This is a genomic window from Streptomyces seoulensis, assembly GCF_004328625.1.
Classification (GTDB): domain Bacteria; phylum Actinomycetota; class Actinomycetes; order Streptomycetales; family Streptomycetaceae; genus Streptomyces; species Streptomyces seoulensis.
Map to the genome: position 1 here is coordinate 4,582,270 of NZ_CP032229.1, position 18,318 is coordinate 4,600,587.

General features: G+C 71.7%; 18 protein-coding genes. 13 read left to right on the top strand and 5 right to left on the bottom strand.

Annotated features, from left to right (window positions below; all coding sequences use genetic code 11):
- Window positions 1-475 precede the first annotated feature (475 nt).
- The 3 genes from D0Z67_RS21375 to D0Z67_RS21385 all read left to right on the top strand — a co-directional run bounded on the left by D0Z67_RS21375 (window position 476) and on the right by D0Z67_RS21385 (window position 5,113).
- Window positions 476-1,921 (top strand): aldehyde dehydrogenase family protein, encoded by a 1,446-nt coding sequence (locus D0Z67_RS21375; protein ID WP_031183739.1) that lies wholly within the window; start codon window positions 476-478, stop codon window positions 1,919-1,921.
- Between the two features lie 254 nt (window positions 1,922-2,175).
- Window positions 2,176-3,027, top strand: a complete 852-nt coding sequence (locus D0Z67_RS21380; protein ID WP_234312920.1) for a formate/nitrite transporter family protein — start codon at window positions 2,176-2,178, stop codon at window positions 3,025-3,027.
- Window positions 3,028-3,175: 148 nt separating this feature from the next.
- Complete coding sequence (locus D0Z67_RS21385) at window positions 3,176-5,113, top strand: acyl-CoA dehydrogenase family protein (protein WP_031183741.1); 1,938 nt, start codon at window positions 3,176-3,178, stop codon at window positions 5,111-5,113.
- On the opposite strand, the gene D0Z67_RS21390 is transcribed toward D0Z67_RS21385, so the two are convergent.
- On the bottom strand, window positions 5,110-5,568 hold the full coding sequence (locus tag D0Z67_RS21390; protein ID WP_031183742.1) for a lamin tail domain-containing protein: 459 nt from the start codon (window positions 5,566-5,568) through the stop codon (window positions 5,110-5,112). The genes D0Z67_RS21385 and D0Z67_RS21390 overlap by 4 nt on opposite strands.
- A 200-nt stretch (window positions 5,569-5,768) precedes the next feature.
- On the opposite strand from D0Z67_RS21390, the gene dxr reads away from it, so the two are divergent.
- The 3 genes from dxr (at window position 5,769) to ispG (ending at window position 9,668) form a co-directional block, all read left to right on the top strand.
- Entirely contained in the window at window positions 5,769-7,037 is a 1,269-nt protein-coding gene (gene dxr, locus D0Z67_RS21395; protein ID WP_031183743.1) for a 1-deoxy-D-xylulose-5-phosphate reductoisomerase, read from the top strand.
- The gene (locus tag D0Z67_RS21400; RefSeq protein ID WP_031183744.1) at window positions 7,034-8,338 is read left to right on the top strand and encodes a M50 family metallopeptidase; all 1,305 of its coding nucleotides are present in this window, start codon (window positions 7,034-7,036) and stop codon (window positions 8,336-8,338) included. Before dxr ends, D0Z67_RS21400 begins: the two co-directional genes overlap by 4 nt.
- Window positions 8,339-8,510: 172 nt before the next feature.
- Window positions 8,511-9,668: a flavodoxin-dependent (E)-4-hydroxy-3-methylbut-2-enyl-diphosphate synthase gene (gene ispG, locus D0Z67_RS21405; protein WP_131589682.1), complete on the top strand. Its 1,158-nt coding sequence runs from the start codon at window positions 8,511-8,513 to the stop codon at window positions 9,666-9,668.
- 19 nt (window positions 9,669-9,687) lie between these two features.
- On the opposite strand, the gene D0Z67_RS21410 is transcribed toward ispG, so the two are convergent.
- Window positions 9,688-10,074 carry an ATP-binding protein gene (locus tag D0Z67_RS21410; RefSeq protein ID WP_037776025.1) on the bottom strand — a complete coding sequence of 129 codons (387 nt, stop codon included), beginning with the start codon at window positions 10,072-10,074 and terminating at the stop codon, window positions 9,688-9,690.
- Here D0Z67_RS21410 and D0Z67_RS21415 point away from each other — a divergent pair.
- The 4 genes from D0Z67_RS21415 (at window position 9,997) to D0Z67_RS21435 (ending at window position 13,785) form a co-directional block, all read left to right on the top strand.
- Window positions 9,997-10,323: a DUF397 domain-containing protein gene (locus tag D0Z67_RS21415; RefSeq protein ID WP_078873654.1), complete on the top strand. Its 327-nt coding sequence runs from the start codon at window positions 9,997-9,999 to the stop codon at window positions 10,321-10,323. The genes D0Z67_RS21410 and D0Z67_RS21415 overlap by 78 nt on opposite strands.
- A gap of 83 nt (window positions 10,324-10,406) precedes the next feature.
- Window positions 10,407-11,255 carry a GNAT family N-acetyltransferase gene (locus D0Z67_RS21420; protein WP_031183506.1) on the top strand — a complete coding sequence of 283 codons (849 nt, stop codon included), beginning with the start codon at window positions 10,407-10,409 and terminating at the stop codon, window positions 11,253-11,255.
- A gap of 34 nt (window positions 11,256-11,289) precedes the next feature.
- Window positions 11,290-11,820, top strand: coding sequence for a GNAT family N-acetyltransferase (locus D0Z67_RS21425; RefSeq protein ID WP_031183505.1), 531 nt, complete (start codon window positions 11,290-11,292; stop codon window positions 11,818-11,820).
- Between the two features lie 261 nt (window positions 11,821-12,081).
- Window positions 12,082-13,785: a proline--tRNA ligase gene (locus D0Z67_RS21435; RefSeq protein WP_031183504.1), complete on the top strand. Its 1,704-nt coding sequence runs from the start codon at window positions 12,082-12,084 to the stop codon at window positions 13,783-13,785.
- Between the two features lie 117 nt (window positions 13,786-13,902).
- On the opposite strand, the gene D0Z67_RS21440 is transcribed toward D0Z67_RS21435, so the two are convergent.
- The 3 genes from D0Z67_RS21440 to D0Z67_RS21450 all read right to left on the bottom strand — a co-directional run bounded on the left by D0Z67_RS21440 (window position 13,903) and on the right by D0Z67_RS21450 (window position 16,000).
- Complete coding sequence (locus D0Z67_RS21440; RefSeq protein WP_031183503.1) at window positions 13,903-14,820, bottom strand: aminoglycoside phosphotransferase family protein; 918 nt, start codon at window positions 14,818-14,820, stop codon at window positions 13,903-13,905.
- A 155-nt stretch (window positions 14,821-14,975) separates the two neighbouring features.
- Window positions 14,976-15,485 (bottom strand): ferritin-like domain-containing protein, encoded by a 510-nt coding sequence (locus tag D0Z67_RS21445; RefSeq protein WP_031183502.1) that lies wholly within the window; start codon window positions 15,483-15,485, stop codon window positions 14,976-14,978.
- Entirely contained in the window at window positions 15,482-16,000 is a 519-nt protein-coding gene (locus D0Z67_RS21450; RefSeq protein WP_031183501.1) for a hypothetical protein, read from the bottom strand. The genes D0Z67_RS21445 and D0Z67_RS21450 overlap by 4 nt, the downstream gene beginning before the upstream one ends.
- A gap of 318 nt (window positions 16,001-16,318) precedes the next feature.
- Here D0Z67_RS21450 and rimP point away from each other — a divergent pair, with 318 nt between their 5' ends.
- From rimP to D0Z67_RS21470, 3 genes are all read left to right on the top strand, one after another.
- A complete protein-coding gene (gene rimP / locus D0Z67_RS21460) occupies window positions 16,319-16,828 on the top strand; it encodes a ribosome maturation factor RimP (RefSeq protein WP_031183500.1) in 510 nt (169 codons plus the stop codon).
- 2 nt (window positions 16,829-16,830) lie between these two features.
- Window positions 16,831-17,817: a transcription termination factor NusA gene (nusA, locus tag D0Z67_RS21465; protein WP_031183499.1), complete on the top strand. Its 987-nt coding sequence runs from the start codon at window positions 16,831-16,833 to the stop codon at window positions 17,815-17,817.
- 101 nt (window positions 17,818-17,918) lie between these two features.
- Window positions 17,919-18,215, top strand: a complete 297-nt coding sequence (locus D0Z67_RS21470; protein WP_078873652.1) for a YlxR family protein — start codon at window positions 17,919-17,921, stop codon at window positions 18,213-18,215.
- The last annotated feature ends 103 nt before the right edge of the window (window positions 18,216-18,318 follow it).

Here is an 18,318-nt window from a genome sequence, read left to right on the forward strand (position 1 = left end):
CTCCGGCCCACCCCGCGCCGGTCCCAGGCCCGCCCGCTCCGCACCCGCCTCCGGCCCACCCCGCGCCGGTCCCAGGCCCGCCCGCTCCGCGCCCGCCTCCGGCCCACCCCGCGCCGGTCCCAGGCCCGCCCGCTCCGCGCCCGCCTCCGGCCCACCCCGCCCGGCCGGGACCTGGGTCCGGCTCCGCCCCACCCCGCCCCGGCATCGCCCCGACTCCGGGTCTCGCGCTCACCCCGGGTCCTCCGCTGACTCCGCGACTCACGCTCACCCCGGCCCAAGCGCTCACCCCCCGTCCCGCGCCCACTCCCGACCCGGACGCGGGCCCACGCCGATCCCAGGCCCGCGCCCACCCCGCCGAACCGGCACATCGTCCGACCCGTTCCGTACGACTCGGACAAGCGCCCCCTGCGCCCGCCCGTCCTACCGTGGATCACGCAGAGACACACCCCCCGACGCGGAAGGGCCGGACCCGCACATGACCTCCACCCACGCCTTCTGGCTGGCCGGCCGCGAGGCCGCCGGCGAGGACAGCTTCGATGTCACCTCCCCGTGGGACGGCCGTGTCGTCGGCCGGGCGAGCGTGCCCAGTGACGCGCAGGTCGAAGAGGCCGTGGCCGCCGCGTACGCGGTGCGCGACGAGTTCGCCGCCGTCCCCGCGCACGTCCGCGCGACCGCACTCGACCACGTGGCCAAGCGGCTGACCGAGCGCACCGAGGAGATCGCCCAGCTGATCTCCGGCGAGAACGGCAAGCCCATCAAGTGGGCGCGCGGCGAGGTCGCCCGTGCCGTCTCCGTGTTCCGGCTCGCGGCCGAGGAGGCCCGGCGGTTCAACGGCGGCGAGGCCCAGCGGCTGGACACCGACGCGGGCGGCCAGGGCCGTATGGCGCTGATCCGCCGCTTCCCCAAGGGCGTCGTCCTCGGCATCGCGCCGTTCAACTTCCCGCTGAACCTGTGCGCGCACAAGGTCGCCCCGGCCATCGCCGCCGGTGTCCCGATCATCCTGAAGCCCGCCCCGGCCACCCCGCTGTCCGGCCTGGTCATCGGCGAGCTGCTGGCCGAGACCGACCTGCCTGCCGGGTCCTGGAGCGTCCTGCCGGTCGCCAACGACAAGATGCCCGCGCTGGTCCAGGACGAGCGCCTCCCGGTGATCTCCTTCACCGGCTCCGAGCAGGTCGGCTACGCGATCATGGACTCGGTGCCGCGCAAGCACTGCACGCTGGAGCTGGGCGGCAACGGCGCGGCCGTCGTCCTCGGCGACTGGGCGAGCGACGCCGACCTGGACTGGGCCGCGAACCGCATCGCCACCTTCTCCAACTACCAGGGCGGCCAGTCCTGCATCTCGGTGCAGCGGGTCATCGTGGACGGCGCCGTGTACGAGCGGCTGCTCCCGCGCATCGTCGCCGCCGTCGAGGCCCAGGTCACCGGTGACCCGGCGGACGACAAGACCGAGGTCGGCCCGCTGGTCAGCGAGGCCGCCGCGCAGCGCGTGGAGTCCTGGGTGAACGAGGCCGTCGAGCTGGGCGCCACCCTGCTCACCGGCGGCGAGCGGGACGGCGCCACCTACGCGCCGACCGTCCTCACCGACGTACCGGCCGGTGCCACCCTCGCCACCGAGGAGGTCTTCGGACCGGTCCTCACCGTCACCAAGGTCGACGGCGAGGCCGAGGCGTTCGCGGCCGTCAACGACTCCAAGTACGGCCTCCAGGCAGGCGTGTTCACCCACGACATCCAGGCCGCCTTCCGCGCCCACCGCGCCCTCGAGGTCGGCGGTGTCGTCATCGGCGACGTCCCCTCCTACCGCGCGGACCAGATGCCGTACGGCGGCGCCAAGCAGTCCGGCGTCGGCCGCGAGGGCGTCCGCTCCGCGATGGACGACTACACCTACGAGCGCGTCCTGGTCCTCACGGGCCTCGCACTCTGACCTGCCACGGACAGGTCACCACCGGAACGGCCGGAGCCCGCTGTGCGGGGGCTCCGGCCGTTCCTTTTGCGTGCGGTGATAAGCGCCGCCGATCGCGCGATCGGTTTCGCCTCTTAAGTCCGATAAACAACACCTATCGAGTCATTGATTGCGCTTTTGACTTTTTCGTGCGCGCGGGAGCACACTTCCCTCCGCATCGAGCCGCAATCGGAGCGGTCATTCGCGGAAAGTGAGAGGGCATCGTGCCGATACCCATGGAAGACGCCCTGGACGCGCAGGTCGCCACCGCCCGGAGCAAGGCGAAGCTGCTCCGTTCCCCCGGCCGCTATCTGGTCCTCTCGGCGCTCGCCGGGGCCTTCATCGGCATGGGCGTCGTCCTGATGGTCAGCGTGTCCGGCCCGCTCAGCGCCGCGCACTCGCCCTGGGTCAAGCTGGTCCAGGGCCTGGTCTTCGGTGTCGCGCTGACGCTGGTGATCTTCGCCGGCGGCGAGCTGGCCACCAGCAACATGATGACGATGGTCCAGGGCGCGGTCCGCCGGGCCCTGACGCCCCTCACCGCGCTCGCCGTGATCGTCGGCTCCCTCGTCGGCAACCTGATCGGCTCGGTCGCCCTCGCCGGACTGGTCCACGCCTCCGGAGTGCTGGGCGTCGCGCCCGCCCCCGGCGCCCCCGCCCCCGGCCTGGCCGCCCTGACCGGCATGCTCACCGCCAAGATGGCCGAGAGCGGCGAGGCGATGTTCTTCCGCGGTGTGCTCTGCAACTTCCTGGTCTGCCTGACCGTGTGGATGGGCATGCGGACCCGCTCGGACGCCGCCAGGATCCTGCTGATCTTCGCGGGCATCCTGGCCTTCGTCGCCTCCGGCTTCGAGCACGTCGTCGCCAACATGACGACCTTCTCGCTCGGCCTCTTCGAGGACGTCCCCGGCGTCACCGTGGGCGCCTTCGCCCACAACCTCCTCTTCGTCGGCCTCGGCAACCTCGTCGGCGGCGGCCTGCTGGTGGGCCTGGCCTACGCCGTCGCCGGCCGCCGCGGCACCCCGGCCGCGACCGGTGACGCCCCCGCCGAGGGCAGGAAGGCCCAGGTCCCGGCGCTCGAGACGGTCTGAGGCACCGCCGCTCCCTCGCACGTCCGTTCACCTGAACGGACGCGCAAGGGGTGGTGGGGCGCGCCCGATTCAGGTACCAACGATCCAGTAGCAACGGGTCGGTTACCCACGGTCCGCCAACATCCCTCTTCGCGGCGAGGTGAGCCTCATGTCCGCCCCCACCACTCAACGCACCAACGTCTCCGAGCGCGAGGCCCGGCAGGTGGCGGAGGCCGCCCGGGAGCAGAACTGGCGCAAGCCCAGCTTCGCCAAGGAGCTGTTCCTCGGGCGCTTCCGGCTCGACCTCATCCACCCCCACCCGCTCCCCGACGCGGAGAGCGTCCGGCGCGGCGAGACCTTCCTCGCCGAGCTGCGCGCCTTCTGCGAGACGGAGATCGACGCGGCCCGCATCGAGCGTGAGGCCCGTATCCCGGACGAGGTCGTGGCCGGCCTGAAGCGGCTCGGCGCCCTCGGCATGAAGATCGACACCAAGTACGGCGGCCTGGGCCTCTCCCAGCTCTACTACAACAAGGCCCTCGCCCTGGTCGGCTCGGTCAGCCCCGCCGTCGGCGCGCTGCTCTCCGCCCACCAGTCGATCGGCGTCCCGCAGCCGCTGAAGATCTTCGGCACCCAGGAGCAGAAGGACGCCTTCCTGCCCCGCTGCGCCACCGACGCCATCTCCGCCTTCCTGCTCACCGAGCCGGACGTCGGCTCCGACCCCGCCCGGCTGGCCACCTCGGCCGTGCCGGAAGGCGACGAGTACGTCCTGGACGGCGTGAAGCTGTGGACCACCAACGGGGTCGTCGCCGACCTGCTGGTCGTCATGGCCCGGGTGCCGAAGTCCGAGGGGCACCCCGGCGGGATCACCGCGTTCGTGGTGGAGGCCGACGCCGAGGGCATCACGGTGGAGCACCGCAACGCCTTCATGGGCCTGCGCGGCATCGAGAACGGCGTCACCCGCTTCCACCAGGTGCGGGTCCCGGCCGCCAACCGGATCGGCCCCGAGGGCGCCGGTCTGAAGATCGCGCTCACCACGCTGAACACCGGCCGGCTCTCGCTGCCCGCGATGTGCGCCGGGGCGGGCAAGTGGTGTCTGAAGATCGCCCGTCAGTGGGCCGCCGAGCGCGAGCAGTGGGGCAGGCCGGTCGCGCTGCACGAGGCCGTCGGCTCCAAGATCAGCTTCATCGCGGCCACCACCTTCGCGCTGGAGGCCGTCGTCGACCTCGCCTCCCAGATGGCCGACGAGGACCGCAACGACATCCGCATCGAGGCCGCGCTCGCCAAGCTGTACGGCTCGGAGATGGCCTGGCTGATGGCGGACGAGCTGGTCCAGATCCGGGGCGGCCGGGGCTACGAGACGGCCGAGTCGCTCGGCGCGCGCGGCGAGCGGGCCGTACCGGCCGAGCAGATGCTGCGGGACCTGCGGATCAACCGCATCTTCGAGGGCTCCACCGAGATCATGCACCTGCTGATCGCGCGTGAGGCCGTCGACGCCCACCTCTCGGTCGCCGGTGACCTCATCGATCCCGACAAGTCCCTCCAGGACAAGGCGAAGGCCGGTGCGGGCGCGGGCGTCTTCTACGCCAAGTGGCTGCCGAAGCTGGTCGCGGGCCCGGGGCAACTCCCGTCCTCGTACGCCGAGTTCAAGCACGGCATCGACCTGTCCGGGCATCTGCGGTTCGTCGAGCGGCATGCCCGCAAGCTGGCCCGCGCGACCTTCTACGGGATGTCCCGCTGGCAGGGTCGGATGGAGACCAAGCAGGGCTTCCTCGGCCGGATCGTGGACGTCGGCGCGGAACTGTTCGCCATGAGCGCGGCCTGCGTACGGGCCGAGCGGCTGCGGCGCGAGGGCGAGCACGGCCGTGAGGCGTACCAGCTCGCCGACGCCTTCTGCCGCCAGGCCCGCGTCCGCGTGGACGAGCTGTTCGCCCGTCTGTGGCACAACACCGACGGCGTCGACCGCAAGGTGGTCAAGGGCGTCCTCGGCGGTGCCTACGAGTGGCTGGAGGAGGGCGTCCTCGACCCCTCGGGCGACGGCGCCTGGATCGCGGACGCCACACCGGGGGCGAGCGAGCGCGTCAACGCCCGCCGCCCCTACGGCGGTTAGCAGTACTTGTCGCTGCCGTTCCGGGTCGTCCACGAGCAGGTGTCGACCTTGGAGCCGTTCGACTTGGTCAGGGTCGCCGTGTCGCTGGTGTTGTTCCAGACGTAGGCGCGGCGGCCCTGGTACTTGTCCGAGGTGGTGTCGCGGCCGCTGCCGGTGTGGATCTTCATGTACTTCCCGGCGCCGATCTTGACGTTCGGGAAGGAGTACTTGTGGTTCGAGGCGTCCTTCAGGACCCACCCCTTCAGCGAGAGCGCCGAGCGGCTGGTGTTCTTGAGCTGGACCCACTCGCCGTTGAGGCTGGAGTTGGACCGGGTGTCCTTGCCGGGGCTGTCGAAGTAGACCCGGTGGATCTGGACGGTGCCGGCCGCCTGGGCCGGGGTGCTCATGAGGGTGCCGGTGAGCAGGGCCGCGCCGGCGAGAGCGGGCAGGGCGGCGCGGAGGCGCACGGTACGCACGAAGAGATCCCCCCAAGGATGTCGTTCACAAAGACGCTGTACGGGCAAGAAGTTCACCCGTTCAACTGAATTGTTATCACAGGATCTTCACCCCGGATTCACAAAGGAAGAAACCTTCCCGCGACAGAGGGCCCCTTTCCGGCCACTCCGCCGGGGGACGCGCGGTCCGGGCCGCCGCCGGGTGCGGCCACAATGGGGGGATGACCGACAGCCCCGCCAGCCCCGCCCCGCTCGCCGACCCGCACCTCGTGTTCGACCCCGTCGCGGGCGACGGCCCGAAGGACGTGGTGATCCTCGGCTCCACCGGGTCCATCGGCACCCAGGCCATCGACCTGGTGCTGCGCAACCCCGACCGTTTCAAGGTCACCGCCCTCTCCGCGAACGGCGGCCGGGTGGACCTCCTGGCCGAGCAGGCGCGCAGGCTCGGGGTGCGCACCGTCGCGGTGGCCCGCGAGGAGGCCGCACCGGCGCTGCGCGAGGCCCTGGCCGGGCAGTACGGCACCGAGCCGCTCCCGGAGATCCTGGTGGGCCCGGACGCGGCCGCCCAGGTCGCCGCCTCCGACTGCCACACCGTGCTGAACGGCATCACCGGCTCCATCGGCCTCGCGCCGACGCTGGCCGCCCTGGAGGCCGGCCGCACCCTGGCCCTGGCCAACAAGGAGTCGCTGATCGTCGGCGGCCCGCTGGTCAAGGCGCTGGCCAAGCCCGGCCAGATCATCCCGGTGGACTCCGAGCACGCGGCCCTCTTCCAGGCCCTCGCCTCCGGCAACCGCGCCGACGTGCGCAAGCTGGTCGTCACCGCCTCGGGCGGGCCGTTCCGCGGCCGGACCAAGGCCGAGCTGGCGGACGTCACCGTCGCCGACGCCCTCGCGCACCCCACCTGGGCGATGGGCCCGGTGATCACGGTCAACTCCGCGACCCTGGTCAACAAGGGCCTGGAGGTCATCGAGGCCCACCTGCTCTACGACATTCCCTTCGACCGCATTGAGGTGGTCGTGCATCCGCAGTCGTATGTCCACTCGATGGTCGAGTTCACCGACGGTTCCACGATCGCCCAGGCGACGCCCCCCGACATGGGTGGGCCGATCGCCATCGGCCTGGGCTGGCCCGAGCGTGTCCCGGACGCCGCCCCGGCGTTCGACTGGAGCAAGGCGTCCACCTGGGAGTTCTTCCCGCTGGACGACGACGCCTTCCCCTCGGTGAACCTCGCCCGGCACGTGGGCCGGCTCGCGGGCACCGCCCCGGCGGTGTTCAATGCGGCCAACGAGGAGTGCGTCGAAGCCTTCCTGGGCGGCGCTCTGCCCTTCAACGGGATCATGGAGACCGTCATCCGGGTGGTCGAGGAACACGGCACCCCGGTCACGGGAACTTCGCTCACGGTGTCGGACGTCCTCGAAGCGGAGACCTGGGCCCGTGCCAGGGCCCGTGAACTGACCCACCGGACGGCTACCGCGGAGGCGCGTGCATGACGACCTTGATGTTCATCCTCGGCATAGTGGTCTTCGCGGTCGGTCTGCTGGTCTCGATCGCCTGGCACGAGCTGGGGCACCTGTCCACGGCCAAGCTCTTCGGCATCCGTGTCCCGCAGTACATGGTCGGATTCGGCCCGACCATCTGGTCACGGCACAAGGGCGAGACCGAGTACGGCATCAAGGCCGTCCCGCTGGGCGGCTACATCCGCATGATCGGCATGTTCCCGCCGGACGACGCGGGCCGGGTCTCCGCCCGCTCCACCTCCCCGTGGCGCGGCATGATCGAGGACGCCCGCTCGGCGGCGTACGAGGAGCTGAAGCCGGGCGACGAGACGCGGATGTTCTACACGCGCAAGCCGTGGAAGCGCGTCATCGTCATGTTCGCCGGGCCGTTCATGAACCTGATCCTGGCCGTCGGGCTCTTCCTCACCGTGCTGATGGGCTTCGGCGTCCAGCAGGAGACCAACACCGTCTCCTCGGTCTCCGCCTGCGTCATCGCGCAGAGCCAGAACCGCGACGACTGCAAGAAGTCCGACCCGGCCTCCCCGGCGGCCGCCGCCGGGATCAAGGCGGGCGACAAGATCGTCTCCTTCGACGGCAGGCCCACCGCGAAGTGGAACACGCTGTCCGACCTCATCCGGGACAGCGCGGGCCGCAATGTCCCGATCGTGGTCGAGCGGGACGGCAAGAAGGTCACGCTGCACGCCACCATCGCCACCAACCAGGTGGCGAAGAAGGACGCCAGCGGCACCTACGTCCAGGGTCAGTACGTGACGGCCGGCTTCCTCGGCTTCAGCCCGGCGCGCGGTGTGGTCAAGCTCGGCTTCGGCGACTCGGTGGTCTGGATGGGCGACCAGGTCGGCCACGCGGTCGAGTCCCTCGTCGACCTGCCCGGCAAGGTCCCGGCCCTGTGGAACGCCGCCTTCGGCGACGGCCCGCGCGAGCCGGACTCCCCGATGGGCATCGTCGGCGCGGCCCGCGTCACCGGTGAGATCGCCACGCTGGACATCCCGGCCTCCCAGCAGGTGGCCATGGCCGTCTTCGTGGTCGCCGGGTTCAACCTGTCGCTGTTCCTCTTCAACATGCTCCCGCTGCTCCCGCTCGACGGCGGGCACATCGCGGGCGCGCTGTGGGAGTCGCTGCGGCGCCAGGTGGCCCGGGTGCTGCGCCGTCCCGACCCCGGCCCGTTCGACGTGGCGAAGCTGATGCCGGTGGCCTATGTGGTGGCCGGGATCTTCGTCTGCTTCACCGTGCTCGTGCTCATCGCGGACGTGGTCAACCCGGTGCGGATCTCCTGACCTCGTACGACCAGGACGGTGGCCCGGAACCTGAGGTTCCGGGCCACCGCTCATTGGGTGGGTTTGCCGGGTGGGATGTGCTGGGGCCGGGCCCGGTGTCGTAATCTCAAAGCCTGGGTGCCCGCGGTTCACGGGACCGGATCTTGATCCACGACTTGGGGTTGCACAGCAGATGACTGCGATTTCTCTCGGCATGCCGTCCGTACCGACCAAGATCGCCGAGCGGCGCAAGAGCCGGCAGATCCAGGTCGGCACCGTCGCGGTCGGCGGCGATGCCCCCGTGTCGGTGCAGTCGATGACCACCACCCGCACCTCGGACATCGGGGCGACGCTCCAGCAGATCGCGGAGCTGACGGCGTCGGGCTGCCAGATCGTGCGGGTCGCCTGCCCGACCCAGGACGACGCGGACGCGCTGGCGACCATCGCGCGGAAGTCGCAAATTCCGGTGATCGCGGACATTCACTTCCAGCCGAAGTACGTGTTCGCCGCGATCGAGGCGGGCTGTGCGGCGGTCCGTGTGAACCCGGGCAACATCAAGCAGTTCGACGACAAGGTCCGGGAGATCGCCAAGGCGGCCAAGGACCACGGCACCCCGATCCGGATCGGCGTGAACGCGGGCTCGCTGGACCGCCGCCTGCTCCAGAAGTACGGCAAGGCCACCCCGGAGGCGCTGGTCGAGTCCGCCCTCTGGGAGGCGTCCCTCTTCGAGGAGCACGACTTCCGGGACATCAAGATCTCGGTGAAGCACAACGACCCGGTCGTGATGATCGAGGCGTACCGGCAGCTCGCCGCGCAGTGCGACTACCCCCTCCACCTCGGCGTGACCGAGGCGGGTCCGGCGTTCCAGGGCACGATCAAGTCCGCCGTCGCCTTCGGCGCGCTGCTCTCCGAGGGCATCGGTGACACCATCCGGGTCTCCCTGTCGGCGCCGCCGGTGGAGGAGGTCAAGGTCGGCAACCAGATCCTGGAGTCGCTCAACCTGAAGCAGCGCGGGCTGGAGATCGTGTCGTGTCCGTCGTGCGGGCGCGCGCAGGTGGACGTCTACAAGCTGGCCGAGGAAGTCACGGCGGGCCTGACCGGCATGGAGGTCCCGCTCCGCGTCGCCGTCATGGGCTGCGTCGTCAACGGCCCCGGCGAGGCCCGCGAGGCCGACCTCGGCGTGGCCTCCGGCAACGGCAAGGGGCAGATCTTCGTGAAGGGCGAGGTCATCAAGACCGTCCCCGAGTCGAAGATCGTGGAGACCCTCATCGAGGAGGCCATGAAGCTGGCCGAGAAGATGGAGGCCGAGGGCATCATGTCGGGCGAGCCGACGGTTGCCGTCGCGGGCTGACCCCGGTATCCGAGTCCCGTCACCCTTCGGTGGCGGGACTTTGCCGTACCTCCGCCCACACCGTCTTGCCGGGCTGCCTCGGCGCCACCCCCCACTTGTCCGCGAGCGCCTCGACCAGGATCAGCCCCCGTCCGGACTCCCCGCACGGCACCCGGATCTCGGGCAGCCGCTCGGTCAGCGTGTCCGAGACCTCCACGCGTACGACGCCCTCCTCTCCGGCGAGCCGCAGATGGAAGTCCCGGCCGGGTACGCGTCCGTGCCGTACGGCGTTGGCCGCCGGCTCGGCCGCGATCAGCGTGACGGCCTCATTGAGCCGGCCGTCGTACGGATGCCCCCACTCGTCCAGCCGGAGCGAGACCAGCCGCCGGGCGAGCCGTGCGCCCCTCGGGGTCGCGGTGAAGCGCATCGCGAATTCCTGGGCGGAGAATGGTCCAAGAGCAGCCACAGCACCGGCCAGGGCGGCGAATGCCTCGAAGCCGCCCTCCCGTGGCGGGGATCCAGCTACAGCAGCGGGGACGGCGGCCAGTGTGTCGAGATCGCCGCCTGCCCCGCCACCATCCACGTGCGCGACTCCAAGCAGAACCCCCTCACCGCCCTCACCCTCTCCCTGCCGACCATGGCATGGCGCGCGTTTCCGGGGCTTGTGCGGGGGTGAGGGGGTACGGCGGGCACGCCCCCGTGGGGACGCGCGGTTATAGTGCCAAGACCAGTGCAGACCCCAGGGTGAGGCCCCCGCACGTGTTGACCCAGACCACCTCACGGGTGCTCGAACCGAGCGACCTCGACGCAGCGCTCGCGGTCCTCGACCGCGAGCCCGTCGCCAACGCCTTCGTGACCGCCCGGGTCAAGGTGGCCGGACTCGACCCCTGGCGCCTCGGCGGCGAGATGTGGGGCTGGTACGAGGACGGCATGCTCACGTCCCTCTGCTACGCGGGCGCCAACCTCGTCCCCGTCTGCGCCACCCCGCGTGCGATCCGCGCCTTCGCCGACCGCGCACGCCGGGCCGGGCGCCGCTGCTCCTCCATCGTCGGCCCCGCCGGACCCACCTCGCAGCTGTGGCGCCTGCTGGAACCGCAGTGGGGCCCCGCCCGCGAGGTCCGCGCCCGCCAGCCCCTCATGATCACCGACCACATGCCCGAGGACATCCAGCCCGACCCCTACGTCCGGCGCGTCCGCAAGGACGAGATGGAAACGATCATGCCCGCGTGCGTGGCGATGTTCACCGAGGAGGTGGGCGTCTCGCCGATGGCCGGGGACGGCGGACTGCTCTACCAGGCCCGCGTCGCCGAACTGGTCGGCTCGGGCCGCTCATTCGCCCGTATCGACGGCGCCGGGAACGTGGTCTTCAAGGCCGAGATCGGTGCCGCCACCACCCAGGCGTGCCAGATCCAGGGCGTCTGGGTCGCCCCCGAGTACCGGGGCAAGGGCCTCGCCGCCCCCGGCATGGCCGCCGTACTGCGGTACGCGCTCGCCGACATCGCGCCCATCGCCAGCCTCTACGTCAACGACTTCAACACCGCCGCCCGTGCCACCTACCGCAGGGTCGGGTTCCAGGAGGTCGGCGAGTTCATGAGCATCCTCTTCTGACGGGCACTCCGGGCCGCCCCTGTACGCTCCCCGCATGGACCTCGTGATCGGCACCCTGGACCTCGAAGCGCACGTCGACGAGGCCCTCGCCGTCCAGGCCCTCGCCTTCGGCCTCGGCCCCGACGAGGTCGCCGTACGCCGTCAGATCGTCCAGCGCCACATGCACATGCCCGGCGCCCGCGCCCTCGGCGCCACCAGCCGGGGCGCGCTCGTCGGGTTCGTGTACGGGATGCCCAACTCCCGCGCCCACTGGTGGTCCACGATCGTGGAGCCGTACCTGCGCGCCGAGGGCAACGACGGCTGGCTCGACGACTCCTTCGTCATCACCGAGCTGCACGTCCACCCCGGCCACCAGAACCGGGGCGTCGGCCGCCGCCTGATCACCCGCATCACCGACAGCGCCGCCGAACCCCGCTCGATCCTCTCCGCGATCGACACCGACAGCCCCGCACGCGGCCTCTACCACGCCCTCGGCTACACCGACCTGGCCCGCCAGGTCCACTTCCCGAGCGCCCCCAAGCCGTACGCGGTGATGGGCGCCCCCCTCCCGCTGCGCCGCCGCTAGGGCCTGTCTTCCGGATCTTGCCGGAGTCGCGGGCCCTGGCACGCACATCTGCTGCGTTGTCGTCACTCGCCGACGCTCCGCGTCGACTCCCTCCTCCGCCTTGCATCTGCACGCACCAGACCCCGCTCGGGTCGGCCCGAAGGCGCCGTCGGCCCGAGCCGGCCAGATCCGGAAGACAGGCCCTAACCGATTTCCACCCGTGCGGGCGCCCCGGCTAACCTCCTAGCCATCACCTACATTTCCGGCAGGAGTACGAGAACAATGGCGAACGTACCGGTCCAGCGCATGTCCAAGTTGTTGGCGAAGACGCTGCGCGACGACCCGGCGGACGCCGAGGTCCTCAGCCACAAGCTCCTGGTCCGCGCCGGCTACGTCCGCCGCACCGCCGCCGGCATCTGGTCCTGGCTGCCGCTGGGCGCCAGGGTCCTCGCCAACGTCGAGCGGATCGTGCGCGAGGAGATGGACGCCATCGGCGCCCAGGAGGTCGTCCTCCCCGTCCTGCTCCCGCGCGAGCCCTACGAGGCCACCGGCCGCTGGAACGAGTACGGCGGCGAGCTGTTCCGCCTCCAGGACCGCAAGGGCGGCGACTACCTCCTCGGCCCGACCCACGAGGAGATCTTCACCCTGCTGGTGAAGGACCAGGCGTCCTCCTACAAGGACCTGCCGGTGATCCTGTACCAGATCCAGTCCAAGTTCCGGGACGAGGCGCGCCCCCGCGCGGGCATCCTGCGCGGCCGCGAGTTCCTGATGAAGGACTCGTACTCCTTCGACACCGAGGACGAGGGCCTGGCCTCCTCCTACGCCCTGCACCGCGCCGCCTACCAGCGGATCTACGAGCGCCTCGGCCTCGACTACCGCATCGTCGCGGCCACCGCCGGCGCCATGGGCGGCTCCCGGTCCGAGGAGTTCCTCGCCCCGGCCGAGGCCGGCGAGGACACCTTCGCCGACTGCCCCAACTGCGACTTCGCCGCCAACACCGAGGCCGTGCGCTACGAGCCCACCCCGGTCGACGGCTCGGCCGTGCCCGCGCTGGAGGAGATCCCCACCCCGGACACCCCGACCATCGAGACCCTCGCCGCCTCCCTCGGCGTCCCGGCCTCCGCCACCCTGAAGAACCTGCTGGTCAAGGTGGACGGCGAGATCGTCGCCGTCGGCGTGCCCGGTGACCGCGAGGTCGACATGGGCAAGGTCGAGGACCACTTCGCCCCGGCCGCCGTCGAGCTGGTCACCGCCGAGGACTTCGTCGGCCGCCCCGACCTGGTACGCGGCTACGTCGGCCCGCAGGGCCTCGGCGAGAAGGTCAAGTACATCGCCGACCCCCGCGTGGCCCCCGGCACCGGCTGGATCACCGGCGCCAACAAGGAGCACACGCACGCGAAGAACGTCGTCGCCGGGCGTGACTTCGAGGTGGACGAGTACGTGGACGTCGTCGTGGTCCAGGAGGGCGACCCCTGCCCCCAGTGCGGCGCCGGGCTGAAGCTGGACCGGGCCATCGAGATCGGCCACATCTTCCAGCTCGGCCGCAAGTACGCCGACGCCCTCAAGCTCGACGTGCTCGGCCAGAACGGCAAGCCCGTCCGCGTCACCATGGGCTCCTACGGCATCGGTGTCTCCCGCGCCGTCGCCGCCCTCGCCGAGCAGACCGCCGACGAGCACGGCCTGTGCTGGCCCAAGGAGATCGCCCCGGCCGACGTGCACGTGGTCGCCGCGGGCAAGGCGCTCCAGACCGAGCTGGCCCTCGACGTCGCCGAGAAGCTGTCCGCCGCGGGCGTCCGCGTCCTGGTCGACGACCGGGCCGGGGTCTCTCCGGGCGTGAAGTTCACCGACGCCGAGCTGATCGGTGTCCCGCAGATCCTGGTCGCCGGGCGGCGCTCCGCCGACGGTGTGCTGGAGCTGAAGGACCGCAAGACCGGTGAGCGCGAGGAGCTGACGGTCGAGGAGGCCATCGCCCGCCTCACCGCCTGAGCGGATATGTGAGAAGGCCCGGCCGCTCGGCCGGGCCTTCTTTGCTGTCCGCCAGGGGGTGTCTTGTCTATCACGCCGCTCCCTGATCCGGCCTGATCGGTACTTTCCGGACACGGCCTAGAGCCAGGTGGCGAATTCCAGCAGCAGGTCGGCGTCCTGTTCCCGGCCCACCCGGCGGGCCCGTACCCCGGACTCCACGGCGCGGAACAGCGTCCAGCCGCGCAGCCGCTCCTGGTCCACCTCCAGCGACTCCGCGAGCCGTTTGATCCGGCGCCGGGTCACCGAGGCGCCGGACGGCACCGCGATCAGGTCCTCCACCCGGTCCCGGACCAGTCGCGCCAGGTCGAACGCGGACTCGCCGACCACCGGGTCCGGGCCCACCGCCAGCCACGGCAGCCGCTCCCCGCCGAGCACCTTGCTCTGCCGGAACGTGCCGTGCAGCAGCCGGTGGTCCGGCGCCTCGGCCAGCAGCTCCTCGCGCACCGCGAGCGCCGCGTCCACCAGGGGCGCGGAGTCGGGGTCCTTCAGGGCGCTCGCGGCCATCGCCTCGGCCTGCCGTCCCGTACGCTCCGCCACCGTCTCGAACCGGTGCGCGCCCTCGCCGGCCGGCGGGTCCACCCACAGGCGGCGCAGCGTCCCGGCCGCCTCCAGCAGCGCCTTGGCCTCCGGCAGCGAGCGCACCGACACGTCCGGGTGCAGCCGCTCCAGCAGCAGCGCGCCCTCCGCCACGTCCTCGGGCCCGCCGTCCAGCAGCTGTACGGCACCCAGGCCGCCCCAGTGCGCCAGCGCGGCCCGCTCGCTCTCCGGCCGGGCCCGCGCGGGCGCCAGCTTCAGCACGGCGGGACCGCCGTCCGCGCGCCGCACCAGCAGCACCAGGCTGCTCCGGCCGCCCGGCACCTGCACCCGGTCCACGGTCAACTCACGCCCGGCGACAGCCCGTTCAGCCGCCTCCGGCAGCCCCGCCAGCCACTCGTCACCGGACGGCGCGGTCTCCCGGCTCGCCCGGACCAGTCGCCGGGGCGGTTCCAAAGCCATGCGCGAGTCGTTCCCCTTCTCCAACGTCCGTCTGCTGTTCGTCAACGGCACCCCCACATCCGAAGGCCCAGGGAAGGCTACGCCTTCCAGGTACCCGGTTCAGGCCGTGGGAGACGCGGAAGGCGCGGTGTCCGCTGCGCGAGCCGGGGTGCCGGTCAGGTCGTCGGGGACGCGGAGGGGGGCGAGTCCGTCGCGCCGGCGTGGCCCGTCGTGTCGGCGGTGCGTTCGGCGAGGCCGGGGAAGGCGGGGGCCCGGCCGGACCAGCGGGTCGCGCGTACCGCTGACTCGCGCAGGGAGGCGGTGGCTGTGGTGCGGCGGGGGCCGGTGGTGGCGCGGACGAGGTCGGCGTAGACCCCGGCGAGACGTTCCTCCAGCTGTGCGGCCAGGCGCAGTGCGGCCGAGGAGTCCGCCACCGAGAAGGGCAGCGCGTACGCCGGGCTCGCCGCGACCGGGTCTCCGCCCAGGTCGCGGACCGAGCGGGCCAGGGTGTCGCGGGCCGCGCGGTGGGCGTCGTACGCGGTGCGGGCCTCGCCCTGCCGGGGCGCGCCGATCCGGCCGCCGACCACCCCGTAGCCGTACACCGCCGCGTGCTCCGCCGCCAACGCGGCCTGGAGAGCGGTCAGTTCGGCCTGCTTCTGCTTGTCCGTCTTCTCGCCGTCGCTCACTTCGTTGCCTCCGTCAGCAGATACGCGTGCGCGGCCCCGGCCGCCGCCACCGATGCCATCAGCCGGGCCAGCTCGCCCGGCACCTCCAGCAGCGCCGCCGCGCGCCGGTCCGCCACGGTCCGCTCGGCGGACGCCAGCGAGGTCAGCGCCTCCTTGCGGTCGGCGGACGCGGAGGGCACGGGCGAGGGCGACTGCTGCGCGGTGGCGCTCTTCGTCGCCTTGGCGTCGGGCGTGCCGCCGAACGCGTCCCGGTGCGCGGCCACCGCGGCTCGCAGCGGGGACAGCCGGTCGGCGAGCGCCGGGTGCGCGTCGAGCACCGCGTCGTAGCGCGCCAGCAGCTCGGCGCTGTCCCGCGCCGCACGCGCGCGGGCGCGGGTGGCCGCCGAGGCCGCGCGCTCGGCGGGGCCCGCCCCGGAGGCGCAGCCCGTCAGCAGGGCGGTGGCGCCCGCCAGAGAGGCGAGCAGGGTTCTTCTGCGCGGCCCCGAGCGGGCGCGCGACGGAGGGGAGTACGGCACGGCAGACGTCCTCGGGGACTCGAACGGGGAGAGGCGGGGGAGACACGGCGGAGGGGCGGCGAAGATCAGGCGCGGGACGGACGAGGGCACCGGAGAGCGGGGCCCTTCGAACAGGCCGCCCACCCGTGATCACCGTACCCGCGCCCTGTCCCCGCACCACTCACCGGCACCGTTCCTCACCCCCGACCGCCCACCGGACGGACGCGCGCAGGGGGTGGTGACGCCGAGGGTGGACGGCAACACCCATCGCGACCGGATACCCTTTGACCAGACACGCGACCATCCCACAACAGCACACGCGGCCGAGGAGTCACCCGGATGAGCACCACCCAGAGCGAGAGGCTGCGAGAGCTGCTCGAACCGCTCGTCACCTCTGAGGGGCTGGATCTCGAGGAGATCGCCGTCGACTCCGTCGGACGCAAGCGTGTGCTGCGCGTGGTCGTCGACTCCGACACCGGGGCGGACCTGGACGCGATCGCCGATGTGAGCCGCGCGCTCTCGGCGAAGCTCGACGAGACCGACGCGATGGGCGACCAGGCGTACGACCTGGAGGTCGGCACCCCGGGCGCCGAGCGCCTCCTGACCGAACCCCGCCACTACCGGCGCGCCGTGGACCGGCTGGTCAAGTTCCAGCTCGCCGACGGCGAGGAACTCGTCGCGCGCATCCTGGGCGTCGACGACGAGGGTCTGGACCTGGAGGTCCCCGGTGTGAAGGGCCGCAAGGCCAAGGAGCGCCGGCTCGCCTTCCCGGAGATCGCCAAGGCGCGGGTGCAGGTCGAGTTCAACCGCAAGGACAAGAAGGACATGAAGGAAGAGGAGGAGGCGTAGCCGTGGACATCGACATGAGCGCCCTGCGGGGCTTGGTCAGGGAGAAGGAGATCTCCTTCGACCTGCTGGTCGAGGCGATCGAGTCGGCCCTCCTCATCGCGTACCACCGCACCGACGGCAGCCGCCGGCACGCGCGCGTGGAGCTGAACCGCCAGAGCGGTCACGTGACCGTGTGGGCGAAGGAGGACCCGGAGGACGTCGAGGAGGGGCAGGAGCGCCGCGAGTTCGACGACACCCCCTCCGGCTTCGGCCGGATCGCCGCCACCACCGCCAAGCAGGTCATCCTGCAGCGGCTGCGCGACGCGGAGGACGACGCCACGCTCGGCGAGTACGCCGGCCGTGAGGGCGACATCGTCACGGGCGTGGTCCAGCAGGGCCGTGACCCGAAGAACGTGCTGGTGGACATCGGCAAGCTGGAGGCCATCCTGCCAGTGCAGGAGCAGGTCCCGGGCGAGACCTACCAGCACGGCATGCGGCTGCGGTCCTACGTGGTCCGCGTCGCCAAGGGCGTACGCGGCCCCTCGGTCACGCTCTCGCGCACCCACCCCAACCTGGTGAAGAAGCTGTTCTCCCTGGAGGTGCCGGAGATCGCGGACGGCTCCGTGGAGATCGCCGCCATCGCCCGCGAGGCCGGCCACCGCACCAAGATCGCCGTACGGTCCACCCGTTCGGGTCTGAACGCCAAGGGCGCCTGCATCGGCCCGATGGGCGGCCGGGTGCGCAACGTGATGGGCGAGCTGAACGGCGAGAAGATCGACATCGTCGACTGGTCGGACGACCCGGCCGAGATGGTGGCGAACGCGCTGTCACCCGCCCGGGTGAGCAAGGTCGAGGTCGTGGACCTCGCCGCGCGCTCCGCGCGGGTCACCGTGCCGGACTACCAGCTCTCGCTGGCGATCGGCAAGGAGGGCCAGAACGCCCGCCTCGCCGCCCGCCTCACCGGCTGGCGCATCGACATCCGGCCGGACACCGAGCAGGTCGCCGACTAGCGGCCCGATTGGCGCCGACCGAACGTGACCGTTCACCACACTGCAACTGTTCGATCTCTGCCCCAAAGGGGTGAGGTCGGTACGGGGAGGTAGACTTAACCGTGTCTGGCCGGACGCACGACCGCGCATGCCCTGAACGCACCTGTGTGGGGTGCCGGAAGCGGGCGGCCAAGAACGATCTACTGCGGATCGTGATGATCGAGGACGCCTGCGTCCCCGATCCTCGCGGTACGCTGCCCGGCCGGGGTGCTTACGTACACCCGGCACCGGTCTGTCTGGACCAGGCGGTACGCCGCCGGGCGTTCACGCGGGCACTGCGCGCCCCGCGAGCGCTCGACACAAACGCGTTGCGCCGATACGTCGAGCAGGCAACTGTTGCCGAGCAGGCAACACCGTAAGAAGTGCCGTCCGGAACACCGTGGCGGCCTGGTACCTCGCGAGTCGAAAGCAGGTCGAGATTGCGATGAGCACTCGATGAGTACGCGATGAGTACGCCCATGA

Coding starts and splice junctions, on each gene's coding strand:
- D0Z67_RS21375 (WP_031183739.1), top strand. CDS start 476: ATGACCTCCACCCACGCCTTCTGGCTGGCCGGCCGCGAGGCCGCCGGC.
- D0Z67_RS21380 (WP_234312920.1), top strand. CDS start 2,176: ATGGAAGACGCCCTGGACGCGCAGGTCGCCACCGCCCGGAGCAAGGCG.
- D0Z67_RS21385 (WP_031183741.1), top strand. CDS start 3,176: ATGTCCGCCCCCACCACTCAACGCACCAACGTCTCCGAGCGCGAGGCC.
- dxr (WP_031183743.1), top strand. CDS start 5,769: ATGACCGACAGCCCCGCCAGCCCCGCCCCGCTCGCCGACCCGCACCTC.
- D0Z67_RS21400 (WP_031183744.1), top strand. CDS start 7,034: ATGACGACCTTGATGTTCATCCTCGGCATAGTGGTCTTCGCGGTCGGT.
- ispG (WP_131589682.1), top strand. CDS start 8,511: ATGACTGCGATTTCTCTCGGCATGCCGTCCGTACCGACCAAGATCGCC.
- D0Z67_RS21415 (WP_078873654.1), top strand. CDS start 9,997: ATGCCCCCACTCGTCCAGCCGGAGCGAGACCAGCCGCCGGGCGAGCCG.
- D0Z67_RS21410 (WP_037776025.1), bottom strand. CDS start 10,074: ATGCGCTTCACCGCGACCCCGAGGGGCGCACGGCTCGCCCGGCGGCTG.
- D0Z67_RS21425 (WP_031183505.1), top strand. CDS start 11,290: ATGGACCTCGTGATCGGCACCCTGGACCTCGAAGCGCACGTCGACGAG.
- D0Z67_RS21435 (WP_031183504.1), top strand. CDS start 12,082: ATGGCGAACGTACCGGTCCAGCGCATGTCCAAGTTGTTGGCGAAGACG.
- D0Z67_RS21440 (WP_031183503.1), bottom strand. CDS start 14,820: ATGGCTTTGGAACCGCCCCGGCGACTGGTCCGGGCGAGCCGGGAGACC.
- rimP (WP_031183500.1), top strand. CDS start 16,319: ATGAGCACCACCCAGAGCGAGAGGCTGCGAGAGCTGCTCGAACCGCTC.